The sequence below is a fragment of the Amycolatopsis sp. NPDC058340 genome (assembly GCF_042723975.1).
Lineage (GTDB): Bacteria > Actinomycetota > Actinomycetes > Mycobacteriales > Pseudonocardiaceae > Amycolatopsis.
Window position 1 is genome coordinate 224139 of the sequence record NZ_JBHXIB010000003.1, and the last position, 24249, is coordinate 248387.

Consider the following 24249-nt stretch of genomic DNA (forward strand, 5'->3'; position numbering starts at 1 on the left):
AAGGGGAACCATGAAGGAACCGGGTCTGGGCCTCGAAGTGCACCAGAACAAGTTCCTGGCCGAGGGGGACCGGGCGATGACCGCCATCGTCCGCGTCGTCTCCCGCGGCGGTGAGGCGTCCGTCGCGAGGTCGGCCGCCGAGGTCCTGATGATCGACTGCTCCAGCTCGATGCGCTTCCCCAGCACCAAGATCGGCGAGGCCCGGCGCGCGGCCGCGGCGGCCATCGACGTCCTCCCCGACGGCGTGCGGTTCGCCGTCATCCAGGGCACCGATCGCGCGAAGATGATCTACCCGGCCGAGGACGGCCTGGTGACGGCTTCGGACCGGACCAGGGCGGAGGCACGCGCCGCCGTCGAACATCTCGCGGCCGTCGGCGGCACCGCGATGGGCGCCTGGCTCGCCAAGGCACGCGACCTCTTCGACGGCGTGCCCGACGCCGTCCGCCACGCCATCCTGCTCACCGACGGCCGCAACGATTCCCAGACCAGGACCGACCTGATGACCGTGCTGAACAGCTGCGAGGGCCGGTTCGTCTGCGACGCCAGGGGGATCGGCGACGGCTGGGAGCCCGCCGAACTCACCCTGATCGGCCGGGTCCTGCGCGGCAACGTCGATTCCGTCGTCGAGGACGACAAGCTCGCCGAGGATTTCCGGCAACTGGTCGAGAGCGCGATGACGAAGGTGCTGCCCGAGGTCCGGCTGCGGGTCGGCACCATGCCGTTCAGCAGGCTGCGGTCGATCAAGCAGGTGTTCCCCGACGAATACGACCTCACCGACCGGTGCCGGGAGGTCGCCGTCCGCGAGCAGGAGCTGTCGCTCGGTTCGTTCGCGAACGACGAGACGCGGGACTACCAGCTGATCCTGGACCTCGATCCGGACCTCGAACCCAGCCACGGCCAGGACCGTCAGCTGGCGTGGACGGAACTCGTCCCGGTGCCGGGAGCCGCGGTCGAGGAGGACGCGCTGGCCATCGCGGGGCAGTGGACGCGCGATCCGATCCCGCCGACGCTGATTCACCCGATGGTCTCGAAATACGCCGCGCAGGCAGATCTCGGCGAGGCGCTGACCTCCGGCGGCGACGCCTACGCGGCGGGTGACCTGGCCCGGGCCGAACGGGACTGGGGGCGCGCGGTCGTCCTGGCCACCGCCGCGGGCGACGACGAGACCCTCAGCCGCCTCTCGGGCGTCGTCGAGATCGTCGACGCGGAGAAGGGCGTGGTGCGGCTGCGTCCGGACGCGACCCGCAGCCACGTGCTGCACGTCGTCATCCCGTCGAGGGTTTCGGAAATCGCCCTTCCGCAGGAAGATCGGCCGATGCCCGAAGGAACACCGGTCGCCTGCGCCGAATGCCCCGCGCTTTCACCCGCCGGGGCGAACTTCTGCGTCGGCTGCGGCAGACCGTTCAGCGAGGCGGTTTCGTGACGGCCACCCGGGTGCGGCTGGTCCGGCTCCGCACCGCCCTGCTGGCGCTCACCCTCGCGGTACTGGTGGTCTCGCTCTGGGCGTTCCAGAACGTCCAGAACACGGCGGAGACCGTCCGCGACCGCACCGCGCAGGCGGTGCTCGAAGTGACCGCCGCGCGGGCCGCGCTGGTGGCCGCCGACGCCGCCGCGATCGCCAGTTTCGCCTCTGGTGAGGCGAAACTCGCCGGACCGGGGCAGGAGTACTCGAACCAGCTGGCGCTGGCGAGCCAGAGCCTCGCGCGGGTCGCGGAGTTCAATCAGGCGGGTGAGGCGGGCGGTAACGCGCTTCAGGTGATCGAAAGCCAGGTCGCGGCCTACTCGGGTTCCATCGGACAGGCCGACGTGCACTTCCGGCAGCCGGACGCCGCGGTGCTGGGCGCGGTCGATCTCTGGCACGCCTCACGGCTGCTGCACGCGTCGGGCGGTGTCCTGGAGGAACTGCAAGCGTTGCAGGGCAGGCAACGCGAGGCGCTGGACCGGCAGCTGTCGGCCACCGGGATGAGTCTCGCGATGCTCCCGCTGTGGCTGCTGCCGGTGCTGGCCCTGCTGGCGCTGCTGGTCTTCACCCAGCTGTATCTGCGGAAGCGTTTCCGGCGCGTGGCGAACGTGCCGCTGCTCGTGGCGACCGTGCTGATCGCCGCCATCGGGGTCGCGCTGGTGTTCACGCTGGTCAGCCGCGGCAGGCTGGATTCGGTCGGGGAGCGGCTCGACGGTGTCGCCGCCGCGCGGTCCCAGCAGATCCAGGCGGCCGACGACGCCGGCCAGCGGCGGCTCGCCGAGCTGCTGACCGGGTACTGCGACGAGGAGCAGGGGTGCGGGGTGACGGTCGACGAGTTCCTGGCCCGGACACGACAGGCCACGACGGTGGCGACGGACAACACCCGGGTGGCGACGGCGGGCGCGAAGGCGGTGGCGGCCGACGCCTCCGCCGCGGCCGAATCCGGCGGACGGGAGTTCCTGATCCCGGCGGGCACCCTGCTCGCGGGCGGACTCGTCCTGCTCGGGTTGCACGCCCGGATCGACGAATACCGGTATCGCCCATGAAGCGCCTGGTCGCCGTGCTGACGGCACTGTCACTGGTCGCGGGCGGCTGTTCGGCGACGGCGGCGGACGAACCGGTCGTCGTCCTCGCGTCCTGGACGGACGGCGAGGAAAAGGCGTTCCGCCAGGTGCTGGACGCGTTCACGGACGAGACCGGGATCGGCTACCTGTACGAAGGCACCCGGGCCGTCGACCAGGTGCTCGCTTCGGACGTCCAGCGTGGCACGCCACCGGACGTGGCCGTCCTGCCCAACGCCGGGGTGCTGGCGAAGTACCGGAAGTCCGGCGACCTGCTGCCGCTCGACGAAAACCTCTCCGCCGCGGTGAAGCGGTCCTTCAGTTCGCAGTGGGTCACCCTGCAGCAGATCGGCACCGAGAAGCTGTACGCGGTCGCGGTGAAGGCCGATCTCAAGAGCCTGATCTGGTACGACCCGGCGCGGATGACCGGGATCCGCCCCACGACGTTCGCCGCGCTCCGCGAATACTCCGCCGGGCTGACGGCGGCGGGCGGCACGCCCTGGTGCGTCGGGATGGGCGCCCCGCCCACCTCGGGCTGGCCGGGAACCGACTGGATCGAAGACATCCTGCTGCACGCGGCGGGGCCGGAGAAGTACTGGCAGTGGGCGTCCGGCGGGCTGCCGTGGACCTCGCCCGAGGTCAAACAGGCCTGGCTGGACTGGGGTTCCGTACTCGAACCCGCCGCGATCCGCGGCGGCACCGCGGCCGCGCTGCTCACCGATTTCGGCGACGCGGGCAAGCCGATGTTCACCGATCCGCCCGGCTGCGCGCTGGAACACCAGGCGTCGTTCATCATGAGCCGCTACCAGAACTTCAAGCGTCCCGACGGGACGTTTCCCAAGCCGGGTGCCGATTTCGATTTCCTCTCCTTCCCGGGGCGCGACGTCTCCGAGGTCGCGGCCGACCTCGCCGGGATGTTCCAGGACACCCCGCAGGCGCGGAAGCTGATGGAGTTCCTCGCTTCGGAGAAGGCACAGCGGATCTGGCCGTCGATCCCGCGCGTGAACGCCTTTTCCGCCAACCGGAAGCTCGGTCTCGACGTCTATCCGGACCAGGTGAGCCGGAGGGTCGCGGACACGATCACGTCGGCGTCCGCGCTGTGCTTCGACGCCTCCGACCTGATGCCCGCGACGATGACCGGCGCGTTCCACCGCGCCGTCCTGGAGTACCTGAGCAACCGGGACCGGCTGGACATCCTGCTGAAGCAGCTCGAAGACGTCCGGAAGAGCATCCAACCCGGCGAATGGCTGGAAATCCCCTGTGGACAGTGAGGAGCATCGGTGAACGACCTGGCACGGTTCCCGCTCGAAGGCGGCGGTTCGGTGGTCGTCGAGATCGACCCGGCCCCCGGCACCGCCCGGGTCTCCCGGCGTGACGACCTGATCGAGGACACCAAGGGGTCCTTCGAAGCGGCGCTCGCGAACGTGAAGGACGCGGCCGCGGCGGCGCTGGACACCTTCCGGTCGATGACCAGGGGACCGGACGAGGTCGAGCTCAAGTTCGGCGTCAAGCTGACCGCGCAGGCGGGCGCCGTCATCGCGAAAACGGGGCTGGAGGGGAACTTCGAGGTCAAGCTGAAGTGGGTCCGGGAGACCGGGAGCTGAAGGACGCTTTCCCCGCATGAGACGCGGTGAAAGCGTCCTTCAGCTCCGCCCGAGGCCCCGGATCAGCACCATCACCGATTCCCGCACGTCGTCCCTGGTCCGTTTCGGCTGGAACACCTGCCAGTCGAGGGCGACCACCAGCATCGTGCCGAACAATCCCGCCGCGGCCGTCTGGATCTGGACGCCGTCGGGCAGCCGCCCGGCGGCGTCCAGCCGGTGGAGTTGATCGCGCACGATCGAAATGATCTCCTCGCGCAGCAGCGTCAGCGTCTCGTGCCAGGTGCCGGGCGTGCGCCACATCTCGCTCACCAGGATCTGCGAGAAACCGGGGTATTCGGCGATGAACTCCAGCGCACCGTCCACTTGCGACTCGATCACGTCCATCGGGTCGCCGTCGCCGGTCGCCGCGCGCAGCCGGTCCGCGAGCACGCCGACGCCGTAGCGCAGCAGTGCGTCGACAAGACCGTCCTTGCTGCCGAAGTTGTAGTAGACGGTGCCCTTCGCGACCTTCGCCTCGGCCGCGATGTCGTCCACCGTCAGCCCGACGAGGCCACGGCTGGCGGACAACCGCAGCGTCGCTTCGAACAGCTTCTGCTTCGTCGCCTCACCCCGGGGGCTCACAACGCCAGCTCGGGTTTCAGCGCCGAAACCGTCCAGGTGCGCCGTTTCCGCGCCGCCAGTGTCGAGACCAGGATCCCGCCGACGAGATACGCGAGAAGGACACCGATGTCACCGAGGATCTCCATCGAGGCGCCACTGTAGAGCAGGTGCCGGAACCCGTCGATCGCGTAACCCATCGGCAGCGCGATGTGCAGCGGGTACAGCGCGTCCGGGATGGTCTGCCACGGGAACGTGCCGCCCGCGCTCACCAGCTGGAGCACCAGCAGTACCAGGCCGAGGAACTTCCCGACGGCGCCGAAGAACGCGTTGAGCGCGTGCACCACCGACGTGAAGGTCAGCGACACCAGGATGGCGAACCCGATCGCGCCGAGCGGATGCGCGACGTCGATGCCGACCAGCCAGGTCACCGCGCCGAACAGCACGATCACCTGCGCGATCCCGAGCAGCGCCGAGGACAGCCAGCCGCCGAGGGCGACCTTGAACGGCGACGCGCCGGCGGTCAGCGCGCGGGTCGAGAGCGGGCGCAGCAACAGGAACAGCACGAACGCGCCGATCCAGGTCGCGAGCGAGATGAAGAACGGGGCGAGACCCGCGCCGTAGGTCCCGGCCGAGGCGACGCCGGAGGAGTTGACCGCCACCGGGTCCGCGATGGTGTTGGCGGTCGCCGCCCGGGTGGGGTCGTCCGGATTCGGGATCTCCTTGAGCCCGGCCGCGAGCCCGTCGCGCAGCTGCACCGAGCCGTCGGCGAGCTGGTTCGTGCCGGTGACCGCGGTCCGCTCGCCGTCGTTGAGCTTCGCGGCGCCGTCGCGGATCTGCACGGAAGCGTCGGCCGCCTGCGCGATGCCGCTGGTGAGCTGCGGCGTGGCCGAGGCCAGCTGGTGCGCGCCGTCGGACACCTGCCGGGCACCGGACGCGAGCTGGGCGAGCTGGCTGTTCGCGCCCTGGATCTTCGTGTTCGCCTGGTCGACCGGCGACCGGAGGGTGTCGAGGCGGCTCAGGATCTCCTGGACCTTCGTCTCGGGGACGCCGGCGTCGCGCAGGTCCTGTGCGAGCTGGGTGCGGTAGCCGTCGAGTTTGGCCTGGATGTCGCCGGAGGCCGTCGCCGCGAGCGAGGCGGCGTCGGCGACCTTCTGGTTCCCGTCGGCGACCTTGCCGGCGCCGTCGGCGAGCTTCTGGGTCTGCGCGGGGAGCTGGGCGGTGCTGGATTTCAGGGTGCCGAGCCCGGTCGCCAGCTGGGAGCTGCCGGAGGCGAGCTGATTGGCGCCGTCGGCCAGCTGCTGCTGCCCGGTCTTGAGCTTGCCGGCGCCGTCGGCGAGCTGCGAAGCGCCCGTCGAGGCCTCCTGGATCTTGCCGTAGATCGTGGAGAAGCCGACCAGGAACTTGTCCGCCGCCTCGCTGCCGACCTTCTCCGCGATCGTCTTGCGGACCTGCTCGGCCACCTGTTTCGCGATGGTCCCGGACAGGTAGTTGTTCGCGTCGTTGGTGGTCAGCGTGATCGTCGCCTGCTGGGGCTGGAAGTTGCCCGAGGACAGCAGCGCCGTGGAGAAGTCGCGCGGGATGCCGATCGCGAACGAGTACTTGTCGTCGCGGACTCCCTTCGCCGCCTCGTCCTGTGACACCTCGTGCCACTGGAACGTGCCGGATTTGACCAGTTCGTCGGTGACCTCGCGGCCGACGTTGCGTTCCACACCGGCCGAGTCCTTCGCGCCGGTGTCGGAGGTGAAGACGGCGGCGGGCAGCTTGTCCAGGCGCGAGTACGGGTCGTAGTTCGCGTAGAGGTAGAAGGACGCGTAGAGCAGCGGCACCAGCACGAGCGCGGCCATGGCGAGCTTCGGCAGGGTGCCGCTGCTCAGCCGGCGCAGCTCGTTGGCGGCGATCCGGACGGGGTTCATGCCTGGTCTCCTGAAGTCTCTTCGATCTCCTCGGTTTCGGCCGGCGCGCAGCGCACGGGGTCGGGCTGCTCGAGGGCGCCGCAGAGGGCGGGCTTCTCCGGCAGGGCCGAAACCGGGGTGGTGGCGGTCAGCACGATGACGGCGAGGCCGCGCTCGGCGTGTTCGCGGGCGAGCCGCGCCCAGCTGTCGACGTCGCTGGTGTGCCTGTCCGGGGTGTCGAGCACGAGGACGCCGACGCCCTCGCGGCCCGCGGCGAGCGCGGTGAGCAGCCGGGTGCGCGTCACCGGTTCGATATTTTCGAAGCGCGTGGTGGCGAAGGCGGCGGCGTCGTGCTCGGCCAGCCAGGTCGCGACGGCGGCCTTGTTCGCCGGGCGCTTCGCCAGTTCGAGTTCCTCCCCGACGACGACCTGCAGCGGCAACGCGCCGTCCGGCTCGCTCACACCGGGGGAGTCGACGACCGCGACGACCTTGTGCGGGTCACCGCCCTCGACGGTCACCGTCCCGGTGGCCGGCTTCAGCCTGCCTGCCAGCGCCAGCCCGAAGGCGGTGACGCCGACCCCTGGCTCGCCGTGCACGATCGCCAGCTCACCACCCGAAACGGTGAGCGAAGTAGGCGACAGCAACGTGCCGTGGGGTCCGGTCACGGACACCCTGTCGGCTTGAACCCGCACGAAGAACTCCCAGGTCGGTGACTCGCGGAACTTTTAAACTGACTGGTCAGTTCAAAAGTTAGCCCTGACCTGGGAGGTGCACAACCTTGGGGGGCTTACGTCACACACAAGAGTGACGAAACCCCCGCAAACCGGACGGCTAACGCAGGGCCGACGCCGGGTGGACCTCCCAGGACGTCCACAGTGGACGATAACCCTGCCGGTGCCAGAACACCGAGGAGAGCGGGTTGGTCGGGTTGTAGTAGAGGTAGGTGCCGTCCGCGCCGTCGGCGGCGAACTCCTTGTGCACCGCCGACATCAGTGTGCGGCCGAGTCCGCTCCCGCGCAGGCCGGGCACGGTGACGACGTTGTTGACGTAGCCCCAGCGGCCGTGGGGGAGCAGTTCGGCCTCGGCCGACCCCGCCGACGACGTGATCCACGCGCCGTGCGCGAACGCCACGATACGGGCGTCCCGTTCGGCCAGCCACAGCAGCGGGACGTCCTTGTCGAGCGCGGTTTCCAGTGCCGGGGCGAGCAGTTCGGCGGCGTTCGGGCGGTGCCGGGTGGCGACCTGCCCGATGTAGTCGTGGGTCGACACGGCCATCGCGAGCACGGTGTCGAAGTCGTCGCGCCGGGCGCGGCGGACGGTCACGCCCTCGGCGGCAGGGTCGTCCCGATGGCTTCCGGTGCGCACGGCGAGCGCGGACATCGGCACCAGCCCGTGGTCGAGGAAGGCGCGGATCGCCTCGGCGTCCCGGCTCGGCCAGTTGACCACACAGGACGAGTCCTCGCCGGGGGATTCGGCGTCCATCCACGTCCGCCACGCGCGCAGCAGCACGTCCATGCCCTCGGTGCCGGTGTTCCCGATGAACGGGAAGAGCTGGCGCACGTCGGCGGCCGACCACAGCAGGGGGACGTCGTCGGGGCCGTGCAACTGACGCTGCACCACCCCGGTGACCTGGACGCCCGCCGCGGTGGCCGCGTCCACGCGTTCGCCGACGACCGGGGCCGGCGCCGCCTCGGGCAGGAACCTGTCGATCGACGCGAACCGGGCGCGGTGCGCGTCGAACAAGGTCTTCTCGATTTCCATCCCGTCCTCAGTGTCTGTAGGTGAACCCGCGTCCGCGATCGACGTCGGCAGGGCGCGCGCTGGTCTTTCGGGTCGCGAAGGTGGTGAAGGCGCCCTGCCACCGCGATAGCGGGGCCTTCGGCCGGGCGGGTTCACGCGTATGGTCACTTTCCGGACAAATCCTCAGCTCCGCCAACAGGCTCTCAGGGCCGGCCGCGCCGGGCACCGCTACCGAAGGGCCGCGGCCGGGGCGGCCGCCCACGTCGTCCACAGTGGACGATAACCCTGCCGGTGCCAGAACACCGGGGACAGCGGATTCGCCGGATTGTACGAGACGAAGGTACCGCGCAGCGACGGCGAGAACAGCTCGTCGTGCGCGACGGCGGTCAGCGCGCGCCCGATCCCGCGTCCCCGCGCGGCCGCGGTGACCGCGAGCGTCCCGACGTAACCCCATTCGCCCGGCGGCAAGCGTCCGGCGAGCGCGTCGCCGGGGATCGGGGAGCGCTTTCCGCCGGTCACCATCCCGACCGTGACCCCGTCCTCTTCGGCGATCCAGACGCGGCCGCCGAACTGCAGGCCGCGCCGGACCTCTTCCGCGAGCAGGGCCTTGGCGCCCGGCCGGACGACACCGTGGCCGACGAGCGAGGTGTAGCGAAGTTCTTCGAACCGAAGGTCGACGATCTCCTCCAGATCACCCCGTGACGACGCGCGGACGGTCACGCCGGGCACGGAATGCGCTTCCCCCGCCGCGGGCGCCCGGACGGCCAGCGCCAGTTGCGGTGCGAGCCCGTGGTCGAGCAGGGCCCGCGAGACCGCGACGTCACGGCTGGGCCAGGTGACCGTGCATGACGAATCGGGTTCGGCGTCGTCGAGCGCGATCCGCTCGCGCCAGGCGGAGAGCAGCGCGCTCATGCCCGCGAAGGCGTCGAGGGGGAGGACCGCGGAGAGGATCTGCAGATGCGCGGGGCCCCAGAGCCGTTGCCATGAACCCGCCGCGAACCGCACGTGCGTGATCGTCCCGGTGGCACCTCCCGCTTCGAGGGGTTCGCCAGGCGGGAGCGGGGGCGGCGGCGGAAGCAACGGGTCGAGCGCGGCGAACCGCGCCCGCTGCCGTTCCGCCGCCGGGGTCATCCCCGCTGCGTGCAGAAGATCGCGGTGCCGGGGAAGAGCTTGCCGCGCAACGGGCTCCACTGCCCCCAGGTGCGGGTGTGACCCTCCGGCCAGGCGGGCTCGATGAGATCCGTGAGCGCGAAACCGGCGTCGGCGAGCGCGCGGACGTAGTCGCCGAGGGTGCGGTGGTACTCGACGTACGTCGCGACACCCTCTTCGTCGACCTCGACGTACGGCGTGCGGTCGAAGTACGGCTGGGTGACCGTGAGGCCCTGCGGTCCGGGATCGTCGGGGAAGATCCACCGCATCGGATGGGTCACCGAGAACACCCAGCGGGCACCCGGCCTGAGCACCCGGCGCACTTCGGCGAACACGACGTCCACCGACGCCACGAACGGCACCGCGCCGAAAGCCGAGCAGGCGGCGTCGAAGCTGGCGTCGGCGAACGGGAGCGACTCCGCCGTCGCCTGCACGAGCGGGACGGGCGTGCCGGTCCGCTCGTTGCCCTCCCTCGCGTGCCGCAGCATGCCCGCCGACAGATCGGTCGCCACCGCCTCGGCGCCCTGCGCGGCGAGCCAGCGCGAGCAGGCCGCCTGCCCGCAGCCGACTTCGAGGATCCGCTTGCCGGCCACTTCACCCAGAAGCGCGACATCGGCTTCGCGGACGCCCTCCGGGCACCAGACGAAGTCCGCGTCGCCGAGGAACCCGCCGTGCGTCGCCTGGTAGTCGTCGGCGTCGGCGTCCCACCACGCCAGGTTCGCGGCGGTCGCTTCCGGCGCCGAGACCGCCCGGTAGGCGACCCCCGCGGTGCCGAGCCGCTCCTCGGCCTGTGCGTGCCGATCGGGCTCGGTGACGGACTGCTGGCTCAAACCGATATCCTTTCCCCAGGTCAGGGCTTCGCGGCACAGCTTATCCGCCCGTCGTGATCGTGGGGGCGACCCTGATTGTGCCGTGTACAGGGGGCCGCGTAGGATATCTGTTAGCGCAGTGGGTTCGCGCTACTCTTTCCCCCGGTTCGCTCAGCGTCCGGGTCAGGGGGTCGCGTACCGGATGCGGTGATGCTCGCGGTCGTTCCCTGTGGACGTTTGCTTTTGCGGTCGCCTCATGTCGGAAGCCCATGGTGCCCTAACTGCAAACCCACTACTTCCCATCCACCGGAGCAACCCGCCTAATGACGACCGACACCGCCACCGCCCCGACCGCCCCCGCCGGGCCCCAGCAAGTCGCTATCAACGACATCGGGTCGGAGGAAGACTTCCTCGCTGCGATCGACAAGACGATCAAGTACTTCAACGATGGCGACATCGTCGAAGGAACCATCGTCAAGGTCGACCGTGACGAGGTCCTGCTCGACATCGGCTACAAGACCGAGGGTGTCATCCCCTCGCGCGAGCTCTCCATCAAGCACGATGTCGACCCGGCTGAGGTTGTCACCGTCGGCGATGAGGTCGAAGCCCTGGTTCTCCAGAAGGAGGACAAGGAAGGCCGTCTGATCCTGTCCAAGAAGCGCGCGCAGTACGAGCGCGCCTGGGGCACGATCGAGGAGCTCAAGGAGAAGGACGAGCCCGTCAAGGGCACCGTCATCGAGGTCGTCAAGGGCGGCCTCATCCTGGACATCGGCCTGCGCGGCTTCCTGCCCGCGTCGCTGGTCGAGATGCGCCGCGTGCGCGACCTGCAGCCGTACGTCGGCCGCGAGCTCGAGGCGAAGATCATCGAGCTGGACAAGAACCGCAACAACGTGGTCCTGTCCCGCCGCGCCTACCTGGAGCAGACCCAGTCCGAGGTGCGCAGCGAGTTCCTCAACGCGCTCGCCAAGGGCCAGGTCCGCAAGGGCGTCGTGTCGTCCATCGTCAACTTCGGTGCCTTCGTGGACCTGGGTGGCGTCGACGGCCTGGTGCACGTCTCCGAGCTGTCCTGGAAGCACATCGACCACCCGTCCGAGGTCGTCGAGGTCGGCCAGGAGGTCACGGTCGAGGTTCTGGACGTCGACATGGACCGCGAGCGCGTCTCGCTGTCGCTGAAGGCGACCCAGGAAGACCCGTGGCGTCAGTTCGCCCGCACCCACGCGATCGGCCAGATCGTGCCGGGCAAGGTCACCAAGCTCGTCCCGTTCGGTGCGTTCGTGCGCGTCGAGGAGGGCATCGAGGGCCTGGTGCACATCTCCGAGCTGGCCGAGCGCCACGTGGAGATCCCGGAGCAGGTCGTCCAGGTCAACGGCGACGTGATGGTCAAGGTCATCGACATCGACCTCGAGCGTCGTCGCATCTCGCTGTCGCTGAAGCAGGCGAACGAGGGCGTCACGCCGGAGACCGAGTTCGACCCCACTCAGTACGGCATGGCCGCCGAGTACGACGCCGAGGGCAACTACATCTACCCCGAAGGCTTCGACCCGGACACCCAGGAGTGGCAGGAAGGCTTCGACAAGCAGCGTGAGGAGTGGGAGCGTCAGTACGCCGAGGCTCACACCCGCTACGAGGCTCACATGAAGCAGGTCCAGAAGGCCGCCGAGGCCGACGCGGAAGCCGCGGCCGACGCCGCGACCGGTGTCACCTCCGGCGACTCGGGCGAGCAGAGCTACACCTCCGCTCCGGCCGAGGCCAAGAGCGGTGGCACGCTCGCCAGCGACGAGCAGCTCGCGGCTCTCCGCGAGAAGCTGTCGGGCGGCGCGTGATCCAGGCGCTCAGCCAGTAGCTGACAGACAGCGGCCCCGGTCCACACGGACCGGGGCCGCTGTCTTTGCCGCGTTTAGTCCTCTGAATGCGGTCCTTGCACGCGCAACTACCGCATTCAGAGGACTGAATGCGGTAGGGGAGAGAGCGAGGTCAGGAGGTGGCGGTCCGGACGGACGGCACCCAGACGCGTTCGAGCGCCGCGGCGCGGGCCTTGCGGCGGAGGCCGGCGAAGCTGTGCTTGGCCGGAACCAGGAGCGCGCTCAACCACGTGCGACGGTATTCGGCGAGGGCCTCGGCCACGGGACGATGGAGGACACAGTGCACCAGGCCCGGCGTACCGAGCCGGTGCCTTCCGACGTGCTTGCCGTCTGCCATCTTTCCTCCGTGTGGGCTACCTTCGCCGCGCACGGTACGCAATCAGGCTCCCGATACGGCGTAACCGCCCGGCGTGTCACCCATAAAGGTCGTGTAACGCGTCACTATGAACTTGCCTTTTGCATCCTTCTGTGCCGGATGCGTACATCTCGTGACCCTGCGCGGTCGGCCCGGTTCGCGCCACTAGGCTGATCGACATGCTGCGTGTGGGCCTGACCGGCGGGATCGGCGCCGGAAAATCGACGGTGGCGAACCGGCTTTCCGAGCACGGCGCCGTCCTCATCGACTCCGACAAGATCGCCAGGGAGGTCGTCGAACCGGGGACGCCGGGCCTCGCCGAGCTCGTCGAGGCCTTCGGGGAAGACATCCTGGCCTCCGACGGCGCGCTCGACCGGGCCGCGCTCGCCGCGAAGGCGTTCGCCGACGAGGACTCGCGCAAGCGGCTGAACTCGATCGTCCATCCGAGGGTCGGCGCCAGGACGGCCGAGCTGATGGCGGCCGCCGCGCCGGACGCGATCGTCGTCCACGACATCCCGCTGCTGGTCGAGGGCGGGCTGGCGCCGATGTACCACCTCGTCGTCATGGTCGACGCGCCGGAGGAGGTCCGGGTCCGCCGCCTGGTCGAGGCACGGGGAATGGCGGAAACGGACGCGCGAGCCAGGATCAAGGCGCAGGCCACGACCGATCAGCGCCGGGCGGTGGCCGACGTGTGGTTCGACAACAGCGGAGCGCCCGACATCGTGCTCGCCGAGGTCGACGCGCTGTGGGCGGACCGGCTGACCCCGTTCGAGGCGAATGTGCGGCTCCGCAAGCCGCGCGCGCCGATGTCGCCGAAGATCGCGCCGTACGACGAGACGTGGCCGGCGCAGGCCGAGCGGGCGCTCGCGCGGATCCGCGTGGTGGTGGGCGACAAGGCCGTGCGGGTCGATCACATCGGTTCGACGTCCGTGCCGGGCCTGCCCGCCAAGGACATCCTCGACCTCCAGCTGACGGTGTCCACTTTGGACAAGGCCGACGAGCTGGCGGACGCGCTCTCCGACGCGGGGTTCCCGCGGGCGGACGGGGAGTGGTACGACGACGCGCACGGTGAAGAGGGCACCTGGCCCAAGCGGTTCCACTTCGGCGGCGACCCCCGGCGTCCGGTCAACCTGCACGTCCGCTCGCAGGAGACCCCGGCCTGGCGGCTCGCGCTGCTGTTCCCGGAATGGCTGCGACGGAACCCCGGCGAACGCGACACCTATGCGGCGGTCAAGAACGCCATGGCCGCGAAGCACGCCGGCGACGGGACTGTCGAGCGATACACCGACGAGAAGCAGGTCTGGGTCGACGCCGCCTTCACCCGCGCCGACGCCTGGGCGGAATCGGCCGGCTGGACTCCGTAAGCCTCAGGTCATACTCGGAATTCCCTCAACCCCGGCCACGCCGTCGCCCAGGTTTCGGTATGGCCGGTGACCAGCCAGATCGGCATCCCGCGGCTCACGTTGCGGACACCGGCCGCGTTGTCCACGCGCGCGACGATCCGGGCGTCGGTGAAGGACCGGAGCAGCCGCGCGGGATCCGGACCGACGAACAGGACGCTGTCCGCGGTCTCGGGTGGATGCCCGAAGTACCAGAACCCGCGGCTCGGGCTGTACACGGCGGGCAGCCCATGGTCGGCGCCGTACCGGTCCAGCGCTCCGGCCTGCCAGTAGCCGGCCGTGACGAGGGTGGTGCTTGCCCGCTGCTCCGGCGGGAGCCGGTGATAGGCGTCGGCGACCGAACGGGCGAGGTCCGGCCAGCCGATCTCCTCCAGCGCGTACGCCGGACGCGGTACATCGCGGCCCTCCGCGAGCCAGGCGGCGGGCCACACGGGCAACGCGTACGGGAGGGTGTACAGCGCGGAAAGCAGGAACACCGGCCAGGTCGGGATCCAGCGGAACCACAGCGATGGCTTCAACTGTCCGAAGTGGACTGCCGCACCGGCCCACAGGACACCGAACATGCCCGCCGCGTAGTAGTACCGGCCGTTGGACAGGATGAACAGCGCGATCACGCCGACGGTCGTCCAGCCGAGGAACCGGTAGGCGCGCAGCCTAGGCGAGAACGACAGGACCCAGAGTCCGTAAAGGACACCGACGACACCGATGCCGAGCCCGGCCCCGGTCAGCAGGGCGGGCAGGAACCCGGCGCGCCCGCTCCAGCCTCCGGTGGTCTCGTGGGCGATGACGTCGCCCATCTCCAGCTGCGGCCAGCCGTTCGCGGCCTGCCACCAGAGCGTCGGCACCATCGACACCGCGGCGATCGCCGCACCGGCCCAGAGTTTGGGCCTGCGCAAGAGATCCCGGGGCCCGAAGAGCAGGATCGCGATCCCGGCGGCGACCCAGAACGTCGCGATGAGGAGTTTGACGTTCAGTGCGACGGCGGTCGCCACGCCCAGCCACAGCAGTAGGTTGTCGTCACGCGTCCGTATCCACCGGACGAGCAGCCACGCGATGAGCGCCCACAACGCCGGATCGATCGTCGAAGTGGCCAGGTAGTGCCCGCTGCCGAGGAACTGCCCGCAGATCGCGTACGCGGCGGCGGCGCGGGTCTGCGCACGGCGGTCCCCGCCCATCTCGTAGGCGATGAGCCCGGTGAACACGACACCGGCGGCCGTCGCGAGGACGGCGGGCAGACGGAACACGAAGACGTTGCCCGGCGCGAGCGTGTCCATCGCCAGCGCCAGGAAGGGGAGCACCGGCGGCTGATCCGCGTAACCCCAGGCCAGCCGCTTGCCCGCGGAAAGGAAGTACAGCTCGTCGCCGAAGTAGCCGTAGCGCCACGCCGTCGCCATCAGCACCGCCGCGGCCGCGGCGGCGAGCAGTCCCACCGGGAGCCGGGCGAACGCCGCACTGGACGCGGTCGGTGTTTCGGCCGCGTGGGCGGCTTCCATCCATTCCTCGCAGATCCCTCGGGTGCCGGTCCTCTCGCACCTTACGTGCCACCGGCCTGGCGCGTCGGTCGTGAGAGGACCGGTGAGGCATCAGAAGCCCCAGTCCGTGAGCTTCGGCCATACCGTGTCCCAAGTCCCGTTCCGGCCGGTGGCCAGCCAGATCTTCATGCCCTGACTCGTGTTCGCGACCCCGGCCCGGTTGTCGAGCGCGCCGATCTCCTGGATCCGCGTGAAGTGCGGCACAAGTCCCGAAGGGTCGTTCCCGACGAACAGGACGTCCCGGGCCGATTCCGGCGGCCTCGGCAGCGTCGCGTAGCCGCGGTTGGGACTCGACGGCGACGGGAGCCCCAGCTCCGGTCCATAGTGGTCGATCGCGCTCGCCTGCCAGTACTTCGCCGCGATGACGCCGGTACGGGACGGATCGGGCACGGTCCGGTACGCCCGGGCCACCGACTCCGTGATCTCCCGCCAGCCGATCTCCTCCACGGCGAAGACCGGCCGGGCCCACTCCGGCGCACTCGCCAGCTCAGCCCTCGGGAGGACCGGGAGCGATTGCGGGATCGCGACCACCGCGGCCACGACGTACACCGGCCAAGCCACGATCCAACGCCAGTACTTCGACGCCTGACCCGCTTCGATCTCCACAGCCGCGGCCGCGAACAGCGGGGCGAACATCCCCGCCGCGTAGTAGTAGCGCCCGTTCGCGAGCACGAACAGGGCGAGGACGCCGAGCGCGGTCCAGCCGAGGAAACGATACGGGCGCAGGCGTTCGGACCGCAGCAGCCGCCACAGGCCGTAGCCGACCAGGATCATCCCCACCGGCACTCCGGCGCTGATCACCAGTGTCGGGACGAACGTGGCCCGTCCGCCCCAGCCCGCCGAGACCTCTTGGGAGATCGCCGCGCCCATGGTCAGTTGCGGCCAGCCGTTCGCCGCCTGCCAGACGAGCGTGGGCGCGATCATCGCGGCGGCGATCAGCGCGCCGAGCCACAGCGCCGGACGGCGGACGAGGTCGCGGGGCCCGGACAGCGCCGCGGCGATCAGCGCGACCAGCCAGAAGCCGCCGATGAGGAACTTCGTGTTCAGCGCGAAGCCGGTGACCACTCCGCTCCAGAGCAGAAGCCCGTCCTCGCGCGTCCTCACCCAGCGCACGAGCAGCCAGACCAGCAGTGTCCACAAGAACGGGTCGATCGTGCTGGTCGCCAGGTAGTGCCCGCTGCCCAGCATCTGGAGGGAAACCGCGAAGGTCGCCGCCGCGACGGTCTGCGCTTTGCGGCCGCCGCCCAGTTCCCTGGCGACGAGCGCCGTCAGCACGACCCCGGCGACCATCGCCAGCATCGCCGGGATCCGTAGGACGAACGGCGAATCGGCGCCGAATCCGTCCATCAGCCGGGCCAGTAGCGGCAACAGCGGCGGCTGGTCGGCATACCCCCAGTCCAGATGCCGACCGGCCGCCAGGAAGTACAACTCGTCGCCGAAGTAGCCATAGCGACCCGCCGTCGCCGCGAGAACCGCCCCCATCGCGCCGGCGATCGCCAGCACCGGTGCCCTCGCGAACGGCGCGGTCTTCGTGCGTTCTCGGAGCCCCTCGGTCTCGATGACCACGGGTATCCGCCCCCTCTCGATCGGTTACGCCGTGATCGAGAGTCCCGCAATGGCGCCCCTCCCGGTATCCATCGGCCGGTCGGGATCCGCGCGCCCAAGGGATGAGCGAAGATCAGCCGAACGATGGATGGCGGTGGCTCAGTGCCGTCTCCAGCCGAGCGTGATGTCCTTTGTGGACAGCCATCCGCGCAGGTCGTGGCCGTGAGTGGCCAGTCCGTCGACGGTCGTGTGGCTGATGCCGAGCGCGCGTTCGCCGTCGGCTGGGGAAAGCAGCCCGGCGGTGACCGCGGCGAGGAGTTCGTCGGTGTCGATCACCTGGACGGACTTCTTGTCCCGCAGCACGAGATCGAGATAGAGGTCGGTGGCCACCCAGACGCCGTCCTCGCGCCGGATGTCGACGACGTCGAGGTAGAAGTCCTGATCGCGTTCGTGGCCGGGGTTGAACCAGAAGTCGGTGATCCGCAGGCCGAGATCGGGCAGCAGCCATGACTCGATGTAGTGGAACTGCGTCCGTCCCGGGGTCGGCCGCGCCATGTAGAGGCCGAAGGGTTCTTCGCGGTATTCGTCGACGTCCCTCACGAAGCCCTTGGGATCGGTGTTGGTCTTCGCGGCCGGGTCGAAGTACTCGACCTTCGGCGGATGCAGCGCGGTCATCCGCCCATCTTGGAAGGCGCCGACGCCCGCGAACACCGCCCAACCGGGTGGACGATCACGGTTTCGCGGTTCCGGGGGAGCGGAGCCGGCCGGCCGGATAAGGTGCGCTGGTTGCGCCGTAGGGGTGAGTGGGAGTCGACGTATGTTCGGGATCATCAGGCCGTGCCGCCACCGGCTTTCCGCCGGTCTGCACGCGGAGTGGCTCGCCCATCTCTGCGGGCTGTGCCTCGCACTGCGCGACGAACACGGACATCTCGCCCGAATGGTGACGAACTACGACGGCTTGATCATCTCGGCGCTCGTCGAAGCCCAGTCGCCGCGCGCGGAGGGGCGGCGCGAAGCCGGCCCCTGCCCGCTTCGGGCGATGAAGGGAACGTCGGTCGCGAAGGGCGGCGGTGCCCAGCTCGCGGCGGCGGTCTCCCTGGTGCTGGCGTCGGCCAAGATCAGTGACCACGTCGAGGACCGTGACGGCGCCTTCGCGCGGCGTTCCGTCGCTCTCGCCGCGAAGCGGGTCGCGACACGTTGGGCGGATCAGGGGAGCCGCACGGGCGTCCGGATCGGCTTCGACACGGCGGTCCTGACCGAGGCCGTCGACCGGCAGGGCGAGATCGAGCGCGCCCTCCACCTGGGTGATTCGGCCGTGCTCGCCACCGAACCGGCCGAACTGGCGACGGCGGCCGCGTTCGCGCACACCGCGGTCATCGCGGGCCGTCCGGAGAACGCCGCGCCGCTGGCCGAGGCCGGGCGCCTGTTCGGCAGGGCGGCTCACCTGCTCGACGCCGTCGAGGACCTCGCCGAGGACGAGGCCGCCGGCGCGTGGAACCCGCTGACGGCCACCGGCACCGGCCTCGCCGAGGCGCGACGGCTGTGCGACGACGCCGTGCTCGGTGTCGAACTCGCCCTTCGCGAAGTGCGGTTCGAGCAGCCGAAGCTGATTCACGCGCTCCTTGTGCACGAACTGCGGCAGGCGGTGCGACGTTCCTTCGGGCACCATCTCAGCGGTCACGGGCACGGTCCCCAGCAGCCGCCGCCGGGCTGGATCGGGCCCGGACCCCGGCCGCAACAGCATCCCCACCAGCCGTATCAGCAACAGCCCTATCCTCAGCCGCCCTACCCGCCGGGCGGACACCAGGCGCCGCCTCCGGGGCCTGTCCCGCCGCAGGGCGCTCCCGGTGGCGGTGGCCCGCCGCAGGAGCCGCCGAAGAAGAAGCGGAAGCACGGCGGCCCGCCGACCGACGGCCAGGGCGGCTGCTGCTGGACGCCGAAGTTCCGGGTGCCCGCCCAGCCGCGAGGGTTCTTCTTCGGCTGCGCGGTGGCGACCTACATGTGCTGTTCGTGCCAGGTCTGCTGCCGGGACCCGTTCCCCGGGGCGTGGAGCGGGAAGCCGCACGAGGCCTGGTGCAACAACTGTGACGGTTGTGACTGCTGCAACTGCTGTGACTGCTCGTGCTGAGCTGACCAGGGGATCGAAGAAACTGTCGGACCCAGCGCCTACTCTGGTTCCCGTGGCTTTCGCAACCGAACACCCCGTGCTCGCCCAGTCGGACTTCCGCCCCGTCACGGACATCCCCCGGACCGGCGGCCGGTTCGAGGTGGTCAGCGAATACAAACCCGCCGGTGACCAGCCGGCGGCCATCGACGAGCTCGAACGCCGGATCAAGGCGGGCGAAAAGGACGTCGTGCTGCTCGGCGCCACGGGTACCGGCAAGTCGGCGACGACGGCTTGGCTGATCGAGCGCGTCCAGCGCCCGACGCTGGTGATGGCGCCGAACAAGACGCTCGCCGCGCAGCTGGCGAACGAGCTGAGGGAGCTGTTCCCGCACAACGCGGTCGAATACTTCGTCAGTTACTACGACTACTACCAGCCCGAGGCGTACATCGCGCAGACGGACACCTACATCGAGAAGGACTCGTCGATCAACGACGACGTCGAGCGGCTGCGGCACTCGGCGACGATGAACCTGCTGTCCCGGCGTGACGTCATCGTGGTCGCGAGTGTCTCGTGCATCTACGGCCTCGGCACCCCGCAGTCGTACCTCGACCGGTCGACGAAGCTGAAGGTCGGCGAACAGCTCGACCGCGACGTCTTCCTCCGCGCGCTGGTGGACGTGCAGTACACCCGCAACGACATCGCCTTCGCGCGCGGCACCTTCCGCGCCCGCGGCGACACGGTCGAGATCATCCCGGCGTACGAAGAGCTGGCGATCCGTGTCGAGTTCTTCGGCGACGAGATCGAAAAGCTCTACTACCTGCACCCGCTCACCGGCGACATCGTGAAAGAGGTCGACGAGGTCCGCATCTTCCCGGCCACGCACTACGTCGCGGGCCCGGAGCGGATGGAGAAGGCCATCCGCGGTATCGAGGCCGAGCTGGAGGAGCGGCTGGCCGAGCTGGAGAAGCAGGGCAAGCTGCTCGAGGCGCAGCGGCTGCGGATGCGCACCGCCTACGACATCGAGATGATGCGCCAGGTCGGGTTCTGCTCCGGTATCGAGAACTACTCGCGGCATATCGACGGCCGGTCCGCCGGCTCCGCGCCCGCCACGCTCATCGACTACTTCCCGGACGACTTCCTGCTGGTCATCGACGAGTCGCACCAGACGGTCCCGCAGATCGGCGGCATGTTCGAAGGCGACATGTCGCGGAAGCGGAACCTGGTCGACTTCGGCTTCCGGCTGCCCAGCGCGGTCGACAACCGGCCGCTGACCTGGGAGGAGTTCAGCGACCGGATCGGGCAGACGGTGTACCTGTCGGCGACGCCGGGGCCGTACGAGATGGGGCAGGCCGGCGGCGAGTTCGTCGAGCAGGTCATCCGGCCCACCGGTCTGGTCGACCCGAAGGTCGTCGTGAAGCCCACCGAGGGCCAGATCGACGACCTGGTGCACGAGATCCGCGAGCGGGCCGAGAAGGACGAGCGTGTCCTGGTCACCACGCTCACCAAGAAGATGGCCGAGGACCTCACCGACTACCTGCTGGAGCTGGGTATCCGGGTGCGGTACCTGCACTCCGAGGTGGACACGCTGCGCCGGGTCGAGCTGCTGCGGCAGCTGCGCGCGGGCGATTTCGACGTGCTGGTCGGCATCAACCTGCTCCGTGAGGGCCTCGACCTGCCCGAGGTGTCGCTGGTCGCGATCCTCGACGCGGACAAGGAGGGCTTCCTCCGCAGTGGCACGTCGCTGATCCAGACGATCGGCCGCGCGGCGCGAAACGTGTCGGGCGAGGTGCACATGTACGCGGACAAGATCACCGACTCGATGCAGCACGCCATCGACGAAACCGATCGCCGCCGCGCCAAGCAGGTCGCCTACAACGAGGAACGCGGTGTCGACCCGCAGCCGCTGCGGAAGAAGATCGCCGACATCTTGGACCGCGTCTACAGCGAGGCCGAGGACACGGAGTCGGTCGCCGTCGGTGGTTCGGGCCGGAACTCCTCGCGTGGCAAGAAGCCCGAGCAGGGCGACCGCGTACGCAGCTCCGGGATGCTGGCGGACAAGGACGTCGCCGGGATGCCGCGCGCCGAACTGGCCGACCTCATCCAGCAGATGACCGACCAGATGATGCAGGCCGCGCGCGACCTGCAGTTCGAACTGGCGGCCCGGCTGCGTGACGAGGTCTCGGATCTCAAGAAGGAGCTCCGGGGAATGGACGCGGCCGGCATCAAGTAATGCCGCGTTTCGTCCGGTGGTCGACCCGCTCGCCTGACCCTTGGGTCTCGTGAGTGGTAAGGACGGTTCTAACCGTCCTTACCACTCACGAGGGTGGGTCAGAGGCGACGGCGTTCCAGCATGGTCAGGTCGGCGTCGAAGTCCGGGAACCCGGCGGGCGCCGAACGCGTGCTGACGCCCGGCGAAACGGGCGGCAGACCGGCCCAGCGCCGCACGGTGTTCGTCGCTTCGGCGGCCTGCTCCGCGGGAAGCTGCGAGATCCGGGCGCCGTGATTCCCGCCCGGCACCGTGTAGCTGTAGGAGTCCTTCGTGCCGAAGCCGAGCTTGAACGGCTCGGCACCCCACGGGTCGTTCCCGCCGTAGACGAACATCAGCCGCTTCCCCCGCGACTTCACCCAGAAGTCGATGTCCGGCATCGCCAGATGGTCGAACCGCGGGATGTCGACCGACTTCGGCACGAACGTCCGCGACACGTTGGAGCCCGGGTAGCGCAGCAGGTCCCGGAGATAGCCCTCGTAGGACTCGGGGGCGCCGAGCTGATAGGCCGCCTGGAAGTAGTACGGGACGTAGACCTCGAGGTTCTGGTCGGAGTAGGTGTTGAGGCTCTCGACGCGTTCGAACCAGGCGTAGACCTCGGCCGCCGGGGCACCCGCCTTCGGGATCGTCGCGCAGTCCGACTGCCTCTGGTACTGCCAGAAGGCGAAGTACGAGTCGATCACCGAGATCTCCAGCGACACATCGGCCGAGCCGACGGTCTTGAACGTGTAACCGTTCTTGGCCGCGTCGGCGGCGGCGAGCGCCGCGAACTCGGAGCGCCGGGTCAGCACGTCACGCTGGATCGCCTTCAGCGCCGAACGGCAGGCCGGATCGTTGCCGACGTTCGCCAGGAAGGCGTTGTAGCGATCGTGCGAGTTGATGACGTCGTTGGGCGCGACGTACGGGATCGTCGCGTCGACGTCGTCCGGGAAAAACCTACGGAAGTAGGTCGCCGTCATGCCGCCCTTGCTGCCGCCGGTCGCGAGCCATTTGCCCGGATAGATCCGCTTGAACGCCTCGACGGCGCGGTGCTGATCGGCGGCGGCCTGCCAGATCGTCAGCTGCTTGCCCCAGTCCGGCCGCTCGGGCCGCGAGGGGGTGAAGAAGCGGTATTCCATCGACAGCTGGTTGCCGTCGACGAGCTGTGTCGGCTCCGAGCGGTTGGGCGATTGGGACACGTTGTACCCGCTCGTGTACACCACGGTCGGTGAGCGGAATTCCTTGTGCAGCAACGTGAAACGCTGCTGGAAGGTGCCGCCGTCCGGCCTGCGGTGATCGACGGGCTGGGTGTAGGTGAGTTTGAAGAACCGGTATCCGGTCGGCGCCGGGTTCTCGGAGACGACGGTCAGCCCGGGGATCCGCCCGAGCGCCTCCTTGATGTCGTCGGGTGCCGCCTGCGCGGCCGGGGCAAGCCCGGCCAGTGCGAGAACGGTGGTCGCCAGAACCGACCACGCGGCCGTGAGCTTCCGCATCCATGCCCTCCCCATCGGGACCTGTTGAGCGGTCGGATACTCACAGAGTCACCGCCGGTGGGCAATCGCCTATCCGGTCGAGCCGCGCAGCACCTTGTCGACGTAGGCCTTGATGGCCGCGCGGGCTTCGGGGGAGCTCCACAGGTCGAGGACGTGGGCGTCGTCGCCGGTGCGGTGTTCGGCGATCCGCTCGTGGAACGGCCGGTGCAGCTGCGCCTTCGTGTGCGCGTACGTGGCGGCGGGAACCTCGGCGAGTTTCCGGGCCACCTCCACCGCCCGCTCGACGACGTTCCCCGGCGCGATCACCTCGTGCACCAAGCCGAGCCGGAGCGCGTCCGCCGGAAGATGGGTCTCACCGAGGAACGCGAGTTCGGCGAGGATGTCGGCGCCGAACCCGGACCGCAGGATCTCCAACGCCGCCAACGGGAACGGCACGCCGACGAGCAGTTCGGTGACCCCGATCCGGCCGGGGCCGTCGGCGAGGACCCGGCGGTCGCAGGCGGCGGCGAGCACCGCCCCGCCGGCGATCGCGTGTCCGTTGACGGCCGCGACCACCGGACCGGGGAAACCGAACACCGAGAGGAACGCGTCCGACAGCGCGGGCAGGAAGTCCTCGAGATAACCCGTGCCGCCGTCGTGCACCCGCCGCAGGTCGACGCCCGCGGAGAAGATGCCGCCGATACCGGTCAGGACGACACCGCGATAGCCGCCCAGCTGCACGTCTTCGAGCCGGACGACGAGTTCCTGGCAGAACTCGGTGTCGAGGGTGTTCGCCTTGCCGTGCTGCAGGGTGACGACGGCTATCCCGCCTTCGTCGTCCACGCGGATCGAGGAGGTGGCCATGGGCCGACCGTACCCGAGCCCGCGCGGATCTACAGTGGACCGCTAGTCCCTCAGCCGCACGGTGACCGTCGGGCTGAAGGACCGTTTGCGGTTCCAGCCGGTCTCGGCGCCGATGCTGAGCTGGATGGCGCGGTCGGCGGGCGCCCAGTAGCCGGTGCGCACGAAGTAGGCGTCCATCGAGCACAGCCTGCTGCAGGACTTGCGGTTGCAGATGGTCTCCCAGCCCCACTGCCTGCCGCTCTCCTCGACGCCGTTGCGCCGGACGAACAGATGCGGGTTGCCGATCTCACGGCAGTAGGTGCTGCCCTCGGAGATGTAGAGGACCCCGTCGATCTTGTAGAACCGATTGTTGTCGAGAAGCGTCACCTGGCCCGAGACGGCGAATCCGACCCGGCCGCCCTTGCCGGCGCTCATGGTCCAATCAAGAGAGAATTCTTGGACCGGGGTCTCGACTGACTGGGTCATGGTGACGTCCCCGCTTTCTTCTCGCGTCGGCACCTTATTCACTGAAGATAAGGATTACCCGGAGGTCTCCGAAGGTGAATGCGAG

General features: G+C 69.6%; 21 protein-coding genes. 8 read left to right on the forward strand and 13 right to left on the reverse strand.

Going from position 1 to position 24249, the window contains the following annotated elements:
- Positions 1–10 precede the first annotated feature (10 nt).
- The 4 genes from ACFWIW_RS06135 to ACFWIW_RS06150 are packed head-to-tail and all read left to right on the forward strand — an operon-like array spanning position 11 to position 4127.
- A complete protein-coding gene (locus ACFWIW_RS06135; RefSeq protein ID WP_378367412.1) occupies positions 11–1423 on the forward strand; it encodes a VWA domain-containing protein in 1413 nt (470 codons plus the stop codon).
- Positions 1420–2508 (forward strand): hypothetical protein, encoded by a 1089-nt coding sequence (locus tag ACFWIW_RS06140; protein WP_378367413.1) that lies wholly within the window; start codon positions 1420–1422, stop codon positions 2506–2508. The genes ACFWIW_RS06135 and ACFWIW_RS06140 overlap by 4 nt, the downstream gene beginning before the upstream one ends.
- Positions 2505–3794, forward strand: a complete 1290-nt coding sequence (locus ACFWIW_RS06145) for an ABC transporter substrate-binding protein (RefSeq protein ID WP_378367414.1) — start codon at positions 2505–2507, stop codon at positions 3792–3794. Before ACFWIW_RS06140 ends, ACFWIW_RS06145 begins: the two co-directional genes overlap by 4 nt.
- 9 nt (positions 3795–3803) lie before the next feature.
- Complete coding sequence (locus tag ACFWIW_RS06150; protein WP_378367415.1) at positions 3804–4127, forward strand: CU044_2847 family protein; 324 nt, start codon at positions 3804–3806, stop codon at positions 4125–4127.
- 39 nt (positions 4128–4166) lie between these two features.
- Here ACFWIW_RS06150 and ACFWIW_RS06155 read toward each other — a convergent pair whose 3' ends face one another.
- From ACFWIW_RS06155 to ACFWIW_RS06180, 6 genes are all read right to left on the reverse strand, one after another.
- Positions 4167–4748, reverse strand: coding sequence for a TetR/AcrR family transcriptional regulator (locus tag ACFWIW_RS06155; protein WP_378367416.1), 582 nt, complete (start codon positions 4746–4748; stop codon positions 4167–4169).
- On the reverse strand, positions 4745–6640 hold the full coding sequence (locus ACFWIW_RS06160) for a YhgE/Pip family protein (protein ID WP_378367417.1): 1896 nt from the start codon (positions 6638–6640) through the stop codon (positions 4745–4747). The genes ACFWIW_RS06155 and ACFWIW_RS06160 overlap by 4 nt, the downstream gene beginning before the upstream one ends.
- The gene (locus tag ACFWIW_RS06165; RefSeq protein ID WP_378367418.1) at positions 6637–7311 is read right to left on the reverse strand and encodes an ABC transporter ATP-binding protein; all 675 of its coding nucleotides are present in this window, start codon (positions 7309–7311) and stop codon (positions 6637–6639) included. Before ACFWIW_RS06165 ends, ACFWIW_RS06160 begins: the two co-directional genes overlap by 4 nt.
- 139 nt (positions 7312–7450) lie before the next feature.
- On the reverse strand, positions 7451–8380 hold the full coding sequence (locus tag ACFWIW_RS06170; RefSeq protein ID WP_378367419.1) for a GNAT family N-acetyltransferase: 930 nt from the start codon (positions 8378–8380) through the stop codon (positions 7451–7453).
- Between the two features lie 207 nt (positions 8381–8587).
- Positions 8588–9490, reverse strand: a complete 903-nt coding sequence (locus ACFWIW_RS06175) for a GNAT family N-acetyltransferase (RefSeq protein ID WP_378367420.1) — start codon at positions 9488–9490, stop codon at positions 8588–8590.
- Positions 9487–10338, reverse strand: a complete 852-nt coding sequence (locus ACFWIW_RS06180) for a class I SAM-dependent methyltransferase (RefSeq protein ID WP_378367421.1) — start codon at positions 10336–10338, stop codon at positions 9487–9489. Before ACFWIW_RS06180 ends, ACFWIW_RS06175 begins: the two co-directional genes overlap by 4 nt.
- Positions 10339–10640: 302 nt before the next feature.
- Here ACFWIW_RS06180 and rpsA point away from each other — a divergent pair, with 302 nt between their 5' ends.
- Positions 10641–12140: a 30S ribosomal protein S1 gene (gene rpsA / locus ACFWIW_RS06185; RefSeq protein WP_007028125.1), complete on the forward strand. Its 1500-nt coding sequence runs from the start codon at positions 10641–10643 to the stop codon at positions 12138–12140.
- A 151-nt stretch (positions 12141–12291) separates the two neighbouring features.
- Here the strand turns inward: rpsA and ACFWIW_RS06190 are convergent, their stop codons facing one another.
- Positions 12292–12516 carry a hypothetical protein gene (locus ACFWIW_RS06190; protein WP_378367422.1) on the reverse strand — a complete coding sequence of 75 codons (225 nt, stop codon included), beginning with the start codon at positions 12514–12516 and terminating at the stop codon, positions 12292–12294.
- A gap of 197 nt (positions 12517–12713) precedes the next feature.
- Here ACFWIW_RS06190 and coaE point away from each other — a divergent pair, with 197 nt between their 5' ends.
- Entirely contained in the window at positions 12714–13898 is a 1185-nt protein-coding gene (coaE, locus tag ACFWIW_RS06195) for a dephospho-CoA kinase (RefSeq protein WP_378367423.1), read from the forward strand.
- 8 nt (positions 13899–13906) lie between these two features.
- Here coaE and ACFWIW_RS06200 read toward each other — a convergent pair whose 3' ends face one another.
- The 3 genes from ACFWIW_RS06200 to ACFWIW_RS06210 all read right to left on the reverse strand — a co-directional run bounded on the left by ACFWIW_RS06200 (position 13907) and on the right by ACFWIW_RS06210 (position 17686).
- On the reverse strand, positions 13907–15427 hold the full coding sequence (locus tag ACFWIW_RS06200; protein ID WP_378367424.1) for an ArnT family glycosyltransferase: 1521 nt from the start codon (positions 15425–15427) through the stop codon (positions 13907–13909).
- Between the two features lie 90 nt (positions 15428–15517).
- Positions 15518–17032 carry an ArnT family glycosyltransferase gene (locus ACFWIW_RS06205; protein ID WP_378367425.1) on the reverse strand — a complete coding sequence of 505 codons (1515 nt, stop codon included), beginning with the start codon at positions 17030–17032 and terminating at the stop codon, positions 15518–15520.
- A 138-nt stretch (positions 17033–17170) separates the two neighbouring features.
- Positions 17171–17686, reverse strand: a complete 516-nt coding sequence (locus ACFWIW_RS06210) for a DUF402 domain-containing protein (protein ID WP_378367426.1) — start codon at positions 17684–17686, stop codon at positions 17171–17173.
- 142 nt (positions 17687–17828) lie between these two features.
- Between ACFWIW_RS06210 and ACFWIW_RS06215 the strand changes: the two genes are divergently transcribed.
- Both ACFWIW_RS06215 and uvrB read left to right on the forward strand, forming a co-directional pair.
- Positions 17829–19139, forward strand: coding sequence for a DUF5685 family protein (locus ACFWIW_RS06215; protein ID WP_378367427.1), 1311 nt, complete (start codon positions 17829–17831; stop codon positions 19137–19139).
- 52 nt (positions 19140–19191) lie between these two features.
- Positions 19192–21348, forward strand: coding sequence for an excinuclease ABC subunit UvrB (gene uvrB, locus ACFWIW_RS06220; RefSeq protein WP_378367428.1), 2157 nt, complete (start codon positions 19192–19194; stop codon positions 21346–21348).
- A gap of 98 nt (positions 21349–21446) precedes the next feature.
- Here uvrB and ACFWIW_RS06225 read toward each other — a convergent pair whose 3' ends face one another.
- From ACFWIW_RS06225 to ACFWIW_RS06235, 3 genes are all read right to left on the reverse strand, one after another.
- Positions 21447–22856 (reverse strand): S28 family serine protease, encoded by a 1410-nt coding sequence (locus ACFWIW_RS06225; RefSeq protein WP_378367429.1) that lies wholly within the window; start codon positions 22854–22856, stop codon positions 21447–21449.
- A 69-nt stretch (positions 22857–22925) separates the two neighbouring features.
- Positions 22926–23699 (reverse strand): enoyl-CoA hydratase/isomerase family protein, encoded by a 774-nt coding sequence (locus tag ACFWIW_RS06230; RefSeq protein WP_378367430.1) that lies wholly within the window; start codon positions 23697–23699, stop codon positions 22926–22928.
- Between the two features lie 42 nt (positions 23700–23741).
- Positions 23742–24164, reverse strand: a complete 423-nt coding sequence (locus ACFWIW_RS06235; protein ID WP_378367431.1) for a hypothetical protein — start codon at positions 24162–24164, stop codon at positions 23742–23744.
- Positions 24165–24249 lie beyond the last annotated feature (85 nt).